Source organism: Geodermatophilus sp. SYSU D00965 (assembly GCF_054050075.1).
On sequence record NZ_JBJGYQ010000041.1, the window covers coordinates 1 to 15,825 of the forward strand.

Genomic DNA, 15,825 nt, shown 5'->3' on the forward strand with positions numbered 1-15,825 from the left:
AGGAGTAGGCGGCCCGCCCCCCCCCCCCCCCCCCCCCCCCCCCCCGCCCCCCCCCCCCCCCGCCCCGCCCCCCCCGCCCCCCCCCCCCCCCCCCCCCCCCCCCCCGCTGCGACGGTGATCTCAGCCGCGGTCCAGCCACGGGTAGCGGGCGGTGTCCTGACCGGCATAGTCCGGGTCGAGGTAGATGAAGCACCGCTGGATCAGGAAGTCGCGGATCTCGAAGACGTCACACCACCGTCCGGCGCCCCACTCGGGGACCCCGGCCCGCCACGGCCCGTCCTTGTGCTCGCCGTGGCTCGTGCCCTCGACGACGACGAGGTCCGAGCCGGAGAAGATCCAGGTGAACTCGGCGTAGTGGTGCTGGATCGAGGCCAGCGTCCCCCCGATGTCGGCGAACAGCTGCCCGATCTGCTCCTTGCCCGTGGCCAGCCCCCACTTGGGGAACATGACCTGGGCGTCGTCGGCGAACAGGTCCAGGATGCTGCCGCCGGTCGACGTCGTCCCGGCATTGTCGAACGCCTTGAGGTACTCCAGCGCGACGGACTTGCGCTGCTCGTCGGTCATCGTCTGCAGGGTGATCGCCATGTCAGGGCTCCTCTCGCGAGACGGCGTCAGGCCGTGGTGAGCTGGGTGGACGATTCGCGGGACGGCTCACGGTCGGCGGCCTGTGCGGCCCGGTGGGCGAAGGCGATGATCGGGCCGAGCGTCGCCCCGCCCGCCCAGTAAGCCTGCGCGGACGCCGAGGCGACACAGTTGCCGACCCCGTAGAGGCCGGGGACCGGGGTCCCGGTGTCGTCGAGGACCTGCCCGTCGGTGTTGGTCCGCGGTCCGCCCTTGGTGTCGAGCGTCCCGCCGGTCACCAGGGCCGCGTAGTAGGGGCCCCGGTCGCTGATCGGCCACATCGTCGGGTTGGCCCGACCAGGCTCCTCCTTGACGGGGCCGTTGAACACGAACTGGATCGGCTTCTCCCCGCGGTGGAAGTCCTCGTCGACGCCCCGAGCGGCGAAACCGTTGAAGCGCTCGATGGTCTGCTGGACGTTGACGACGAAGTCGGGGTGCAGCGCGAGCCCGCCGGTGACGCCCCTGTACCGGTCGAGCCGCTCGGCCACGGCGTCGGCGAGCTCCTCGAGCGTCTCGCCCCGGATGACGTGGGAGTCATCGACGCCCGGCGGGACGATCAGGCGGCCGTACTCGTCGCTGGCCGAGTGCTCCTGGCTGCGCTGGTCCCAGATCTGGACCAGCACCAGGTAGGGGTACTCCCCGTGCTCCCCGTCGTACACGAAGAACTTCTGCGCCAGCTCGTTGTACTGGAGCTTCTCGTTCACCACGCGCCGGCCGGTCTTGTCCACGAACACCATCGAGTCGCCGGCGACGGAGAACATCCCGATCATCCCCGGGTCCCGGGCTACCGCCCGCTCCAGCGGGATGGGACACATCCAGGCGTAGTTCATGTTCCCCAGCTGCGCACCCACCGGCGCGGCGATCGCCAGGAAGTCGCCTTCGTTGGTGGTCACGGCGCAGCCGCCGTAGACCGGCGCGTGCAGGAAGTTGCGCCGCAGGTCGACGTCGTGGGTGAACCCGCCAGTGGCGAAGACGACGGCCTTGCGCGCGGCGATCCGGTGGGTGCGCCCGTCCGCGGTGGTCGCCTCGACGCCGACGACCGCGCCGTCCCGGACGACGAGCCGCTGCACCCGGTGGCCGGTGCGGATGTCCACCCCGTCGCGCCGGGCCGCGGCGCTCATCGACTCCACGCCGACGACGCCACCGTCGGACATCGACTCGCGTGCGCCACGCGGGACCAGCACCCGGCCGGTGGGGGTCTTGTCCTCGGGGATCTCCGACCAGTAGTCCGGGACGTCGGCGCAGTGCCGGTACTCCAGCGCGCCCTTCTCGGCGAGCAGCTCGGCCGCTGGTGAGGCGCTGGCGTAGATGGCCCGGCACATGTCGTACTCCCACTGCGACAGTCCGAGCGTCGGTGAGGCCGGGTCGTAGGCGGTGGGCCGGGCCAGCCGGGCGACGTAGCGCAGGAAGTCGGCCTCGTCGTCGACGATGCCCGCGGCTCGCATCGGTTCGTTGTTCGGCACCCAGTACCAGAAGGCGGCCTTGCGAGCCGTGCCACCGAGCTCGTCGGCCTTCTCCAGGAGCACGACCTCGTTGCCGAGCCAGCGGCTGAACAAGGCTGTGGGCAGTCCTCCACCCCCGCCACCGACGACGACGACGTCCGCGACCGCGTCCGCTGCACGGTCGTCGGGAACCGGAGTGGCGGACTCGCGGACCGGGCTCGACCCGGTGGTCTCAGACGCAGATGGCCGCGCCTGCTGGGGGATGGACATGAGCACCTCGCAGTCTCGGGTGTGGTCCGACAGGAGCAGCGTGACGCCGGTCACCGCGCAACAGGTGTCCCGGTTTGGCACACCGGTCCGCGCCTGCACAGAGGCGGCGCCACGGGGTGTGGGTCAGGCCTCCTCCAGTCCGTAGTAGCGGAGCTTGCGGTAGAGGGTGGAGCGGCCGATGCCCAGTGCCTCCGCCGCCCGTGACCGGTTCCCCGCGTGGGCCCGCAGCGCCGCGCGGATGGCCGTCCGCTCCGTCTGCTGCAGTCCCGTGAAGACGCGGGTGACGCGGCGCATCTCCTCCGGCAGATCGTCCGACGTCACCGGGCGCCGGCTGCCCACCTCCGCACACAGGCGTGAGACCAGAGCCCGCAGCTCCGCGATGTTGCCCGGCCACGACCACCGACGCAGCGCCGTCTCCGCATCGAGAGCCAGCCGGAGCGGCCTCCTGTCGGGCGACTGCCGTGCGGACAGGACCGCGACCAGCTCCGCGACGTCCCCGGTGCGATCTCGGAGGGGCGGCACCTCGACGACCTCGGCCCCGGCGGCCGGCACCAGGTCCAGGTGCCAGGGACGGCCGCCGTCCATCACACCCGTCAGGGCCACCCGGCCGCCCAGGGGACGGTGGAGGAGAGCCCGGACGGCGACCACCGTCCGGGTCGGGAGCGAGTCAGCACCGCGGATGACGACCAGCACGTCGTCCTGCAACGCCGAGGCGAGGTCGGCGAGCCAGGGGCGACGGAGATCCGCGTAGACGTCTGCGGCGTCGAACTCGACCACACGTCGTCCCTGCCGGACGCCGATGGCGCGCGCGAGCGCACCGCGACCCGTGCCCCACTCGCCGGCCACGACGAGGATCCGGGCATCTCCGATGCGTTCGGCCCGTCGGAGGACCGCCTGCCACGCCGCGGAACGGCCGCTCAGTCCGGGAAGCGGGGTCGGGTCGAGGACCGGCGGCGACGTCGCGTCGGCGCTGCGCGGGTGCGGTACCTCCGGCGGGTCCAGCGTGACGAGGACTCCGGCCACGACACCCCCGTGCAGGACCTCGCGCACCCGCGCGACAGCGCCGCTCCCCGGCAGGAGGACCACGTCGGAGCCCAGCCGATCGTCCTTCACCGCAGTCGCGGCGACGTCCTCCAGGAGCTCGAGATCGGGGTCGACGAGCAGCGATCCCGCCGGGTCGCTGACGATCCGGGTCCGCCCGTCCAAGGCGAGCACAGCAGGCGTGCGGGCCCGCTCCGGGAGGAAGGCATCGAGCAGCACGCGTTCCCGTGGCTCGGTGTGGTGCAGCAGCTCGCGCTCGATCGCGGCGGCCGCAGTGTCGGCCAACGTGGAGAGCAGCACCGGCGGGACCTCGAGACCGCACACCAGGGTGAGCACCCCGCGCAGCCGGTGGTCGAGAGGGTCCCGGATCGGGGCCCCGGCGCAGGCCGTCTCCTGGTAGAGCCCCAGGACGTGCTGGGGGCCGCGGACCAGAGCCGACCGACCGCTCTCGACGACGGCAGAGATGCCGTTGAGGCCGGTCGTCGTCTCGGAGAGATCGGCTCCCGGGCCGGTGTCGATGCGCTCGAGGTGTCTGCGCACGTCGTGGCGCTGCGCTTGGACCGCCTCCACCCGGCCGCGGGCGTCGGACAGCACCACCGCCAGACCGGCTCCCGACAGGCTGTCACTCAGCCGCTCCAGCACCGGGGAGGCCGCGGCGACCAGGGAGGGGTGCCTCGGTCCCGGGACACGCGGCACCGCGGCGAGGTCCGGCGGCACCCCGTAGAAGAGCGCACGCCGCCAGGCCGCGGCCAGCTCGGCCGGCAGACCCGGTGGCGTGCGTCCGTGCAGACCGCCGGCCAGGAACTCGTCACGAGCCCGCCGCAGCTGGTAGAGCCCCTCCGCGGTCAGGGCATCGAACCCGGTCACAGCACCTCCGCCCTCGTCATCGAGCGCGCGGCGCCCACCTTGGCACGGGCGTCCGGCAGGCGACAGGGCCCCGCGGTCGGTCAGGCCCCCGAGTACTTCTGGCTCATCCCGAGATCGACCGGGAGCGCGACGCCGGTGATGTAGCGCGACTCGTCGGAGAGGAGGAAGAGGACGGCGTTGGCGACGTCCTCCACCTCGACCCACGGCACCGGCCACAGGTTGATCTTCGCCAGCGCCGGGATCGCGTCGTCGAAGGTCGGGTCGTCCAGGTCAGGCCGGTAGATGCGCGCGCTGGACTCGTTCTCGATCATCGTCGTCCGCACGTTGGTCGGGTGGACCGAGTTGACCCGGATGCGGTACTCGGCGAGCTCATTGGCCAGCGTGCGCTGCAGCCCCAGCACGCCGTGCTTGGCCGCGTTGTAGTGCGCGATGTTGGGGATGCCGCGCAGCCCCGCGGTGGAGCTGATCAGCACGATCGACCCGCCCTCGCCCTGCTCGATCAGGTGCGGGATCGCCACCTTGGTGGTGTGCCAGACACCGGTGAGGTTGATGTCCAGCATCGTCTGCCAGTCCTGCTCGTCCAGCTCCCACGACGGCTTGACGGCGTTGAGGATCCCGGCGTTCGCCACCACCCCGTCCAGCCGGCCCAGGTCAGCGACCCCCGCTCGCACCGCAGCGGCCAGCGCCTCGGTGTCGCGCACGTCGGCCTGACGGGCCACGATCCGTCGATCGAGCCGCTCGACCGCCTGCACCGTTTCGGCGAGGTCATCGGGACTGGCCGGCGGATAGGTCACCGTGTCCACGGGCCCGGCCAGGTCCACGGCGATGATGTCGGCGCCTTCGGCGGCCAGCCGCTGTGCGTGTGCCCGACCTTGTCCCCGGGCCGCTCCGGTGACGAGCACGACCTTGCCGTCCATCCGACCCATGTCGGTCCTCCTCAGCGAGCGTCGTCCAACGACCTGTGAAGGACACCACCATCGAGGCAGGACCGAGTGACCCGTTCTGGCACACCGCCACCGACCGGGAAACGTGAGTTCCCGCCCCGACCGGCGGCGGCCACGTCCGCCGATGTGGACTCGGGACTGACCCGACTTCGGTTGACGCGGTTCGGTAGGGGTGTACGGCCACGTCTCGCCGGACGTGGCACGCGAGGCCATGGCCACCCTCAGCGCAGTCCTCGACCAGTGAGGGCGGCCCGACTGTGGTCGAGAACTGTGGTCGGCGCGCCTGGAGACGCGCTCAGGGGCCGTGTCCGGATCTCTCCGGACACGGCCCCAGATGCGCTCTGTCGGGCTGACAGGATTTGAACCTGCGACCCCTTGACCCCCAGTCAAGTGCGCTACCAAGCTGCGCTACAGCCCGAGCGTCAGTCGGCTTCCGCCGCCCGATCGCTGCAGGAGGTAGGTTACCGCACCGCTCCCGCGCCCTGACCCGGAGGTCAGCCGCGCGCCGTGACCGGGGCGTCCGCGTCGGTCAGGACCCGGCGCAGCGCGGCCGCGAACGCCTCCGGCTCCCCGGTCTGGCCGTACTCGCCGCCCAGGAAGCCGCCGTGGTCGCCGGGGAACTCGACCGGCTCCACCCCGATCCGCTCGGCGACGGCCTCCCCGCCCCGGCGGGCCAGCTGGCCCTCGGACCCGGCGCCGACCGCCACCACGATCCGCGTGGACGCCGCGCGCAGGGCGGCGAAGTCGTGCTCGTGGGTGGTGCACGAGATCAGGTTCTGCCCGAGCAGCACGTCGTCCCGCGAGCCGTCGTCCTCGGTGGGCAGGCCGAACGCCGCCGGGTCCGCGGGCGTGGCCGCCCAGTCCGCCGGCACCGGCCCGCGGTGGCCCACCAGCCGGATGAACTCCGCCATGCCCGCGCCGAAGCCGCTGCGCCGGTAGGTTCCGTCCACGTGCCGCGTCGCGGCCAGCGCCGTCTCCCCGTCCGGCAGCGCCACGATCGCCGGCGGCTCGTGCGCCACGAGGGTGCGGACCTGCTCCGGGTGCCGGGCCACCAGCACCAGCGCGTTGACCGCTCCCCCACTGCTGCCGAAGACGTCGACCGGCCCGGCGTCCAGCGCGGTGATCAGCCGGGACAGGTCGTCGGCGTGCTCCTCGGGCGTGGACCGGTCCGCGCCGTCCGTGCGCCGGCTGCGCTCCACACCCCGCGGGTCGTACGTGACGACCGTGCGGTCCGGGAAGTAGCCGGCCAGCGTGCCGAACCCGGCCGCCCCCATCGGGGACCCGACCATCAGCAGCACCGGCCCGGGGCCGGGGCGGACGTCGTAGGTGAGCACGGCACCCGGGACGTCCAGGGTGTGCGTCTGCGCTGCGGTCATGGCCGGCCTCCGGGGTGGGCTGCGAGGGGACTGTCGTCCCTCAGACCGCCGCCGGAGGCCGGACTCATCGGCGCCGGGCTCAGCGCTTCGGCCGCTCGCTCCCCCGGCCCTCGCGGACCTTCACCGAGATCTCGATCGGCGTGCCGTGGAAGCCGAACCGCTCGCGCAGCTTGCGCTCCAGGAACCGCCGGTAGCCGGCCTCGAGGAAGCCGGTGGAGAACACGACGAACCGCGGCGGCCGGACGTCGGCCTGCGTCACGTACTTGATCTTCGGCGCGCGGCCGCCGCGGGCCGGCGGCGGCGTCTCCTGCACCAGCGCCCGCACGTAGGTGTTGAGCTCCGCCGTGGGCACGCGGGTCTCCCAGGAGGCCAGGGCCTCCCGCAGGTGCTGGGCGAGCTTGTTCACCCCACGCCCGCTGGCGGCGGAGATGTTGACCCGCGACGCCCACTTCACCCGGGCCAGGTCGCGCTCGATCTCCCGCTCCAGCTGGGCGTGGCGGTCCTCGTCGAGGGTGTCCCACTTGTTGATCGCCAGCACCAGCGCGCGGCCGGCGTCGACGACCTGGCTGATCACCCGCTGGTCCTGCTCGCTGATCACCTCGTCGGCGGCGAGCAGGACGACGGCGACCTCGGCGGCCTGGATGGCGGCCTCGGTGCGCAGGCTGGCGTAGTACTCCATGCCGCTGGCGGTGTTGACCTTGCGGCGCAGACCCGCGGTGTCGACGAACCGCCACTCCTCGCCGCCGAGCGTGATGATCGAGTCCACCGGGTCCACGGTGGTGCCGGCCACCGAGTCGACGACCGAGCGCTCCTCCTTGGCCAGCCGGTTGAGCAGGCTCGACTTGCCGACGTTGGGCCGGCCCACCAGCGCCACGCGGCGCGGGCCCCCCTCCTCCGGCTGCTCGCGCGGCGCCTCGGGCAGCGCGTCGAGCACGAGGTCCAGCAGGTCCCCGCTGCCCCGGCCGTGCAGCGCGCTGACCGGCTGCGGCTCCCCGAGGCCCAGCGACCACAGCTCGGCGGCGTTGGCCTCGCTGCGCTCGTCGTCCACCTTGTTCGCCACGACGATCACCGGACGGTCGCTGCGGCGCAGGATGCGGGCGGCGGACAGGTCGGTGTCGGTGGCCCCCACCGAGCTGTCGACGACGAACACGATGACGTCGGCGGTCTTCATCGCGTACTCGGCCTGGCGGCTGATCGACGCGCCCAGGCCGGCGGCCTTGGGGTCCCACCCGCCGGTGTCGACGACGGTGAAGCGCTTGCCGTTCCACAGCGCCTCGTAGGAGATGCGGTCGCGGGTGACGCCGGGCACGTCCTGCACCACCGCGGCGCGGCGGCCCAGGATGCGGTTGACCAGCGTCGACTTGCCGACGTTGGGCCGCCCGACGATCGCCACGACAGGCAGCGGGGCGCCGTTCCCCTCGACGGTCACCGTCGCGCCCCCAGCGCGGAGTGGGCCAGCTCCACCACGCGGTCGACGACGCCCTCGCGGTCGAGGTGCGTGCTGTCGACGACGACCGCGTCGGCGGCCGGCCGCAGCGGGCTGTCCTCCCGGCTGCTGTCGTACTCGTCGCGGCGGCGCAGGTCGGCGGCGAGCGCGGCGATCTCGTCGGCGGTGGTCAGGCCCAGCTGGGCGGCGCGGCGCTGTGCGCGAGCCTCGGGCGCGGCGGTCAGGTACACCTTCAGCGTCGCGTCGGGCAGGACGACGGTGCCGATGTCGCGGCCCTCGACGACGACGGCTTCGGCCGACGCCACCAGCGCGCGCTGCTGGTCGACCAGCCGGCGGCGCACGGAGGGGACCGCCGAGACCGCCGACACCGCGCGGGTCACCTCCGCGCCGCGGATCCGGACGGCGACGTCCACGCCGTCGACCTGCACCAGCTCGGTGTCGGCCGCCGTCCCGACCTCGATCTTAGCCCTGGCGACGACGGCGGCCACGGCCTCGGCGTCCTCGGGGTCGACCCCGGCGTCCAGGACGGCAACGGTCGCCGCGCGGTACATCGCCCCGGTGTCGAGGTAGCTCGCGCCCAGCCGGGTCGCCACCGCCCGGGCGACGCTGGACTTCCCCGTCCCCGACGGCCCGTCGAGGGTGATCTGCCCCCGGAAGTCGGCGCTCACTGTGTTCTCCCGCTGCTCCGCAGCACGTTCGCTCCGCTCACTGGGCGATGTCCCGTCGCAGCGCCACGGCCCCCCGCAGGTACACGTGCTGGATCTCCGCGCGCGGCCGGGCGGTCTCCACGTGGGCCATCAGCCGCAGCACCCGCGGCAGCGCGTGCGGGACGTCGATCTCGGTGGCGCACATCAGCGGGACGTCGCCGAACCCGAGCTCGCGGGCGGCCAGCGCCGGGAACTCCGAGACCAGGTCGGGGGTGGCGGTGAACAGGATGCTGATCACGTCGTCGTGCTGCAGCTGGTTGCGCTCCATCACCGCGGCGACCAGCTCGCGGGTCGCGTCGAGGACCAGCTCCCGTTTGTCGGCGTCCACCTGGGTCGCGCCACGGATGGCTCGGACGGCCACTACCACTCTCCTCGTTCGACCAGGAGGGCGCGGGTCGCCGCGCCCCTCGGTCGAGTCTAGGTAGCGCTCGCCACCGCCCTCCGGCCGCGCCCGGGGGACGCGGGGTGCCCGGGTCAGGGCACGGGGAAGACCTGCCCGTCGCTCGCCACCGTCACGGGGCCGTCGAACGTGGTGCGGGCGGCCGATGCCCACTGCTCGTCGGTCGCCACGCCGGCCAGGTGGCTGAGGACGAGGTGCCCGGCACCGGCCGCCGCCGCGACCCGGCCGGTGCCCTCCGGCGCGGTGTGGCTCTGGGCGAGGTGGTCGATGAACTCCTCGGTGTAGTCGGGGTTGTCCCGGTAGAAGTCGAGGAAGACCGCTTCGTGGACGAGGACGTCGGCCCCGCGGGCGAGCTCCACGACGTTGGGGTGCTCGGCGGTGTCCCCGGAGAAGGCGATCACCCCGTGCGGGGTCTCGACGCGGAACCCGTAGGACGGCCACACCGGCGGGTGGTCGACGAGCGCCGCCAGGATCCGCACCCGCTCGTCCTCGTACACCACGAACGGGGCCATCGGCGGGGCGAGCGGACCGCGCGGGCCGGCGGCCACCTCGTCGGGCAGCTCGATGTCCTCCGCCACGACCAGGTCGTCCAGCGGCGGGCGGGCCTCGTCGTACACGCGGATGTTGACGTCGTAGGCGAAGGCGCCCAGCACACCGGCCACGGTCTCCCGGGTGCCCGGAGTGGCCGGGGTGACGACGGCCTCGGCCCCCTCGGGCAGCGCGCCGGCAGTCCCCGGCCCCAGGACCCGGAAGGGACGGGTGAAGCCGTTCACGGGGGCGCCCCAGTTGAAGAGCAGGACGCCGGGCAGCTCGACGACGTGGTCGGAGTGCAGGTGCGTCAGCAGGACGGCGCGCAGTTCGGACAGCGGCAGCTGCGCCTCCACCGCCTGCCGCACGACACCCAGCCCGCAGTCGACCAGGTACACGTGCCCGTCGACGACGACCGCGCTGGCGATACCGCGCCGCGGGCTGCGCACCGCCGGCCCCGCGGCCGTCCCCAGCGTTACCAGGGCGGTCCCGGTGGCCGGCAGCGGCTGCCGCGCCGCGTCGGCCGTCGCCGGCGCGGCACCGAGGACGCCGCCCAGCGCGGAGCCGCCGACGACGGAGGCGCCGGTCAGGAACGACCGGTGGAGGAACGCGCGACGGGTGGGACCTTCGGCGGTCATCGGGGCTCCCCGGACGGACGGCGTCTGGCGGCTCCAGGGTCCGAGCGACCCCGGAGGGTGTCAAACCCGCGGCCCGGGCGTCAGCCCAGCGGACGGATCCCCCACGAGCCCGACGTGGACTCCCCCGGTTCCAGCCGCCGCACCGCCTCGCCGGTCTGGAAGGCGTTGGGCGGGCAGGTCATCGGCTCCACCGCGAGCCCCCGCCGCCGGCGCGGCTCGGGCACCACGTCGCCGGTGAACAGCTGCAGGTAGCCGTAGCCGGCGTCCGCCCAGACCGCGACGCCGCGGCCGTCGGGGGCGACCAGCCGCACCTCGGCCAGCCCGTCGGCGCCGCGCGCGAGGTCGGTGAAGCAGGAGTCGACGACGAGGTCCCCGAGCCGGCGTCCGGCCCGCAGGTCGTAGGGCCTGCCCTCGACCGGCACCGCGCGGGTGGGGATCGCCCGGTCGTCGGTCTGCAGGATCGTCGCGGCCGGGACGGTGAGCGTGCAGTCGTCCAGCCGCGGGCCGGCCAGCACGTACGGGTGGTGGCCCTCGCCGTACGGCAGCGCGTCGGCGCCCTCGTTGGTGGCGGTGGTGGTCACCCGCAGGCCGGCCGCCGACAGCTCGTAGCCGACCCGCAGCCGCAGGGTGAACGGGTACCCCGGCCGCGGGAAGAGCAGGTGCTCGAGCACCACGCGGTCCTCGGCCCGCTCGACCGCCCGCCAGGAGACGAACTGCACCAGCCCGTGGATCGCGGTGCCGCGCTCGGGCTCGGTGACCGGCGTCCGGTGCTCCTCGCCGTCCCAGGTGTAGACGCCGTCGCGCAGCCGGTTGGGCCACGGCGCCAGCACGTGCCCGGTGGCGAACCGGGCCGGCTCGTCGACGGAGTAGCCGTCGAGCACCTCCCGGTCCCCCACCCGGTACGTGCGCAGGCCGCCGCCGACCTCCACGGCGGTGACCTCGGCGTCGCCGCAGCGGAGGACGAACTGCTCCCCGGTGGGCGGGATCACCGCACCCGCTCCGCGGTGAGGTCGCGGACCTCGGCGTAGCGCTCGCGGACCGCCGGCACCGGGTCGGCCTCGTACACCTCCGTGCCGGGGCGGGGCCAGTCCGGTGGAGCCTCGCCGCCGGCCAGCACCCAGGCGGCCTGGCGAGCGGCGCCGTCGGCCACGTACTCCCCCGGCGGCGGCACCAGCACCGGCACGCCGAGGACGGCCGGGGCGATCCGGCGGACCGCCTCCGAGCGCGCGCCGCCGCCGACCAGGAACACCCGGCGGACCGGGGTGCCGGTGGCGGCGACGGCGTCCAGACCGTCGGCCAGCCCGCAGAGCAGGCCCTCCACCGCCGCGCGGGCCAGGTGCGCGGGGTCGGCGGTGGCGAGGGTGAGCCCGTGCAGCGCGCCGGTCGAGGTGGGCCGGTCCGGCGTCCGCTCCCCCTCCAGGTACGGCACGAGCACCAGCCCGCCGGCGCCGGGCGGGGCGGACAGCGCCAGGCGGGACAGCCCGTCGTGGTCGGTGCCGAGCAGCCGGGCGGTCGCGTCCAGGACGCGGGCGGCGTTGAGCGTGGCGATCAGCGGCAGGAAGTGGCCGGTCGCGTCGGCGAACCCGGCGACGGTGCCGGTCGGGTCGGCCGCCGGGGTGGTGGACACGATCGAGACCACCCCGGAGGTGCCGATCGAGCAGACGACGTCCCCGGGCTCGGCGGCCAGGCCGAGCGCGGCCGCCGCGTTGTCCCCGGTCCCCGGCCCCAGTACGGCGCCGCCCGGGGTGCTCGGGCCGGCCTCGGCCGGGCCCAGCACCCGCGGGACGACGGCGGTGCGGCCCAGCGCCCGCTCCAGCAGGTCCAGCCGGTACTCCCCGGTGGCCGGCGACCAGTAGCCGGTGCCGCTGGCGTCGCCGCGGTCGGTGACCAGGGTGTCGAAGCCCTGCCGGCCGCCGAGCACCCAGGTCAGCCAGTCGTGCGGCAGGCACACCGCGGCCGTCCGCGCGGCATTGGCCGGCTCGGACTCGGCCAGCCAGCGCAGCTTGGTGACCGTGAACGACGCGACCGGCACCAGCCCGACCGCCTCCGCCCACGCCCGCCGCCCGGCCTCGCCGTCGCCGAGCTCGGCGATCAGCTCGCGGGCGGCCGGCGCGGAGCGGGTGTCGTTCCACAGCAGCGCCGGCCGCACGACCGCGCCGTCCTCGTCCAGGCAGACCATGCCGTGCTGCTGGCCGCCGACGGCGACGCCCGCGACGTCGTCCAGGCCGCCGGCCTCGGCGAGCGCCCGCTCCAGCGCCGCCTCCCACGCAGCGGGGTCGACCTCGGTGCCGTCCGGGTGCGGCGCGCGGCCCTCGCGGACCAGCGCGCCGCTCCCGGCGTCCCGGACGACGACCTTGCAGGCCTGCGTCGAGGTGTCGATGCCGGCGACCAGCGTCGGAGCCGCCATGGGTCAGCGGGCCCCGAGCAGGTGCTCCAGCGCGAGCTGGGACAGCCGCACCACGCCGGCTCCGCGGGCGGCGGCCGCGTCGACGTCGAAGTCCTCGAACGCCGAGCGGTCGGCCAATAGGTCCTCGTAGGACTCGCCGTCGGCCAGGGTGGGCTCGGCGAGCTCGGCCACGCGGGCGGCGGCCAGCGCCTCGGCCACCTCGGGGTCGGCGCGGAAGGCCTGCGCGCGCTCCTTGAGCAGCAGGTAGGTGTGCATGTTGGCCGCGGCCGAGGCCCACACGCCGTCGACGTCCTCGGTGCGCAGCGGCTTGTAGTCGAAGTGCCGCGGGCCCTCGTAGCGCGGGCCGCCCGACGGGAAGCCGTTCTCCAGCAGGTCGACGGTGGCGAAGGCCGACAGCAGGTCGCCGTGGCCGAACACCAGGTCCTGGTCGTACTTGGGCCCGTGCTGGCCGTTGAGGTCGATGTGGAACAGCTTGCCCTGCCACAGCGCCTGCGCGATGCCGTGGGTGTAGTTCAGCCCGGCCATCTGCTCGTGGCCGACCTCGGGGTTGAGGCCCACCAGGTCGGCGTGCTCGAGGGTGGAGATGAAGCCCAGCGCGTGGCCGATGGTGGGCAGGAAGATGTCGCCGCGCGGCTCGTTGGGCTTGGGCTCCAGGGCGAAGCGCAGCCCGTAGCCGCGGTCCTCGGAGTACTGGGCGAGGGTGTCGATGCCCTCGCGGTAGCGGTCCAGCGCCGCCTTGAGGTCCTTGGCGGTGTCGACCTCGGCGCCCTCGCGGCCGCCCCACAGCACGTAGGTCGACGCCCCCAGCTCCGCGGCCAGGTCCATGTTCCGCATGACCTTGCGCATCGCGAACCGGCGGACGTCGCGGTCGTTCGCGGTGAGCGCGCCCTCCTTGAACACCGGGTGGGTGAACAGGTTGGTGGTCACCATCGGGACGACCAGGCCGGTCTCCTCCAGGGCCGCCCGGAACCGCTTGACGTGGTTCTCCCGGGCGGTGTCGTCGCTGCCGAACGGGATCAGGTCGTCGTCGTGGAAGGTGACGCCGTAGGCGCCCAGCTCGGCCAGGCGGTGCACGCTCTCGACCGGGTCGAGGGCGTCGCGGGTGGCGTCGCCGAACGGGTCGCGGGCCTGCCAGCCGACCGTCCACAGGCCGAAGGAGAACTTGTCCTCGCGGGTGGGCTGCACGCTCATGGTGGGGTTCCTCCGGAGGGGCGAGAGGGATTTGTTTTGCAGTAGAACATAAAGCACGGGCGCGGCTAACCTCAAGAGGTGACCGTTCTCCGGCCGGCGGGCGCGCGCCAGTCGACGGTGCGCGCGGCCAACCTCGCGCTGGTGCTGCGCACCGTCTGCGCAGCTCCGGAGCCGGTCTCCCGGGCCGGGATCGCCGCCGCCACCGGCATGACCCGCGCGACCGCCTCCCGGCTGGTCGACGAGCTGGTCGCCGGCGGGCTGCTCGACGAGGCCGAGCGGGTGCCGGCGTCCGGGCCCGGCCGGCCGGCGACGCCGCTGCTCCCGGGCTCCGGGGTCGCCGCCCTGGGGCTGCAGGCCGACGCTGGGCTGCTCGCCGCCCGCGTGGTCGACCTGCGCGGCAGGGTGGTCGCCGAGGCCGTCGAGGACGGCGACTTCGGCGGCAGCGACCCGGCGGCCACGCTTGCCCGGCTCGGGGAGCTGGCCGGCGACCTGCTGGCCGGGATGCCCTCCGACCGGGTGCTCGTGGGCGCGGGGCTGGCGCTGCCCGGGATCGTCCGCACCGACGAGGAGCTGCTGCTGCGCGCGCCCACCCTCGACTGGTCCGACGTCCGTCCGGCGGACCTGCTCGCCGCCTCCCTCCCGGCGGGGCTGCGCCCGGTCCTCGGCAACGAGGCCGACCTCGCCGCGCGCACGGTCGCCGAGACCGCGCCGGGCCGGCCGGGACGCCAGGACTTCCTCTACCTGTCCGGCCAGATCGGCATCGGCGGGGCCGCCGTCCTCGGCGGGCAGGTGATGACCGGCAACGCCGGGTGGGCCGGGGAGGTCGGGCACGTGTGCGTCGACCCCGCCGGCCCGCCGTGCCGGTGCGGTTCCACCGGCTGCCTCGAGCAGTACGCCGGGCGGCACGCGCTGCTGGCGGCGGCAGGGCTGCCCCTCGACACGCCGGCCGGGTCGTTCGCCGCCCGGGTGGCCGACGGCGACCCGGACGCCGTCCGCGCCCTGGGGTCGGCGGTGCGCGCGCTGGGGGTGGCGCTGGCCGGCGTGGTCAACGTCCTCGACATCCCCACCGTCGTGCTGGGCGGGTACCTGGGCGCCCTGGCCGACCTGCTGCGCCCGGGCGTGGAGGAGCTGCTCGCCGCCCGGGTGCTCTCGGCGCGCTGGCGCCGGCCGACGATCGAGGCCGCGTCCGCCCCGCCCGCCGCCGGGGCCACCGGCGCGGCGCTGCGCGCGCTGTCCGGCGTCCTGGCCGACCCGGCCGGCCTGACCCGCTAGAGCCCGACGGACTCCTGCAGCGCGCCGACCTCGGCGCGGGTGAGCCGGCGGATGGAACCGACCCGCATCCGCTCCAGCTTGACCGGGCCGACGGCGATGCGGGTCAGCCGCGACACCGGCAGCCCGACGGAGGCCAGCAGCCGCCGCACGATGTGCTTGCGGCCCTCGTGCAGGACCACCTCGACCACCGACTGCCCGGCGTGGGTGTCGACCACCCGGAACGAGTCGACCTTCACCGGGCCGTCCTCGAGCTCGACGCCCTGGCGCAGCCGCCGGGCCAGGTCGCGCGGGATGGAGCCCGACACCTGCGCGAGGTAGGTCTTGCGCACCTCGTAGGAGGGGTGGGCCAGCCGGTGGGCGAGCTCGCCGTCGTTCGTGACGAGCAGCAGGCCCTCGGTGTCCTGGTCCAGCCGGCCGACGTGCACCAGCCCCGGCGCGAGGTCGCCGATCATGTCCCCGACGGTCGGCCGGTTGCGGTCGTCGCTCATCGCGGTGATGACGCCGGCGGGCTTGTTGAGCGCGTAGGTGACCCGGTCGTCGCGCAGCTCGATGCGGACGCCGTCGCCGGCGTTCCGGTCCCGGGGGGGGGGGGCCCCCCTCCCCCCCACCCCACCCCTCCCCGCGGGCCCCCCCCACCCGCCCCCGCGCCCCCCCCGCTCCCCCCCACCCCCCCC

Annotated in this window: 14 protein-coding genes and 1 tRNA gene; 1 reads left to right on the forward strand and 14 read right to left on the reverse strand. The window is 74.7% G+C overall.

Annotation, left to right across the window (positions count from 1 at the left end):
* Positions 1-120 precede the first annotated feature (120 nt).
* From ACI789_RS23860 to xylA, 13 genes are all read right to left on the reverse strand, one after another.
* Positions 121-585, reverse strand: coding sequence for a nuclear transport factor 2 family protein (locus ACI789_RS23860; RefSeq protein WP_457012039.1), 465 nt, complete (start codon positions 583-585; stop codon positions 121-123).
* 26 nt (positions 586-611) lie between these two features.
* Positions 612-2,333: an FAD-dependent oxidoreductase gene (locus ACI789_RS23865; protein WP_457012040.1), complete on the reverse strand. Its 1,722-nt coding sequence runs from the start codon at positions 2,331-2,333 to the stop codon at positions 612-614.
* A 123-nt stretch (positions 2,334-2,456) separates the two neighbouring features.
* The gene (locus ACI789_RS23870; RefSeq protein ID WP_457012041.1) at positions 2,457-4,241 is read right to left on the reverse strand and encodes a sigma-54-dependent Fis family transcriptional regulator; all 1,785 of its coding nucleotides are present in this window, start codon (positions 4,239-4,241) and stop codon (positions 2,457-2,459) included.
* 80 nt (positions 4,242-4,321) lie between these two features.
* Positions 4,322-5,167 carry a mycofactocin-coupled SDR family oxidoreductase gene (locus tag ACI789_RS23875; RefSeq protein WP_457012042.1) on the reverse strand — a complete coding sequence of 282 codons (846 nt, stop codon included), beginning with the start codon at positions 5,165-5,167 and terminating at the stop codon, positions 4,322-4,324.
* 362 nt (positions 5,168-5,529) lie between these two features.
* Positions 5,530-5,603, reverse strand: a tRNA-Pro gene (locus ACI789_RS23880).
* Between the two features lie 76 nt (positions 5,604-5,679).
* Positions 5,680-6,561: an alpha/beta fold hydrolase gene (locus ACI789_RS23885; RefSeq protein ID WP_457012043.1), complete on the reverse strand. Its 882-nt coding sequence runs from the start codon at positions 6,559-6,561 to the stop codon at positions 5,680-5,682.
* Positions 6,562-6,640: 79 nt separating this feature from the next.
* Positions 6,641-7,990, reverse strand: a complete 1,350-nt coding sequence (der, locus tag ACI789_RS23890) for a ribosome biogenesis GTPase Der (RefSeq protein WP_457012044.1) — start codon at positions 7,988-7,990, stop codon at positions 6,641-6,643.
* A complete protein-coding gene (cmk, locus tag ACI789_RS23895) occupies positions 7,987-8,676 on the reverse strand; it encodes a (d)CMP kinase (RefSeq protein ID WP_457012045.1) in 690 nt (229 codons plus the stop codon). The genes der and cmk overlap by 4 nt, the downstream gene beginning before the upstream one ends.
* Before the next feature lie 37 nt (positions 8,677-8,713).
* Complete coding sequence (gene aroH, locus ACI789_RS23900) at positions 8,714-9,076, reverse strand: chorismate mutase (protein ID WP_457012046.1); 363 nt, start codon at positions 9,074-9,076, stop codon at positions 8,714-8,716.
* A 113-nt stretch (positions 9,077-9,189) separates the two neighbouring features.
* A complete protein-coding gene (locus ACI789_RS23905; RefSeq protein WP_457012047.1) occupies positions 9,190-10,281 on the reverse strand; it encodes an MBL fold metallo-hydrolase in 1,092 nt (363 codons plus the stop codon).
* An 80-nt stretch (positions 10,282-10,361) separates the two neighbouring features.
* Entirely contained in the window at positions 10,362-11,270 is a 909-nt protein-coding gene (locus ACI789_RS23910; RefSeq protein ID WP_457012048.1) for an aldose 1-epimerase family protein, read from the reverse strand.
* Positions 11,267-12,688, reverse strand: a complete 1,422-nt coding sequence (locus tag ACI789_RS23915) for a xylulokinase (RefSeq protein ID WP_457012049.1) — start codon at positions 12,686-12,688, stop codon at positions 11,267-11,269. Before ACI789_RS23915 ends, ACI789_RS23910 begins: the two co-directional genes overlap by 4 nt.
* A gap of 3 nt (positions 12,689-12,691) precedes the next feature.
* Complete coding sequence (xylA, locus tag ACI789_RS23920; protein WP_457012050.1) at positions 12,692-13,879, reverse strand: xylose isomerase; 1,188 nt, start codon at positions 13,877-13,879, stop codon at positions 12,692-12,694.
* Positions 13,880-13,957: 78 nt separating this feature from the next.
* Between xylA and ACI789_RS23925 the strand changes: the two genes are divergently transcribed.
* Positions 13,958-15,151, forward strand: a complete 1,194-nt coding sequence (locus tag ACI789_RS23925) for an ROK family transcriptional regulator (protein ID WP_457012051.1) — start codon at positions 13,958-13,960, stop codon at positions 15,149-15,151.
* Here the strand turns inward: ACI789_RS23925 and ACI789_RS23930 are convergent.
* Positions 15,148-15,759, reverse strand: coding sequence for a pseudouridine synthase (locus ACI789_RS23930; RefSeq protein ID WP_457012052.1), 612 nt, complete (start codon positions 15,757-15,759; stop codon positions 15,148-15,150). The genes ACI789_RS23925 and ACI789_RS23930 overlap by 4 nt on opposite strands.
* Positions 15,760-15,825: the final 66 nt, after the last annotated feature.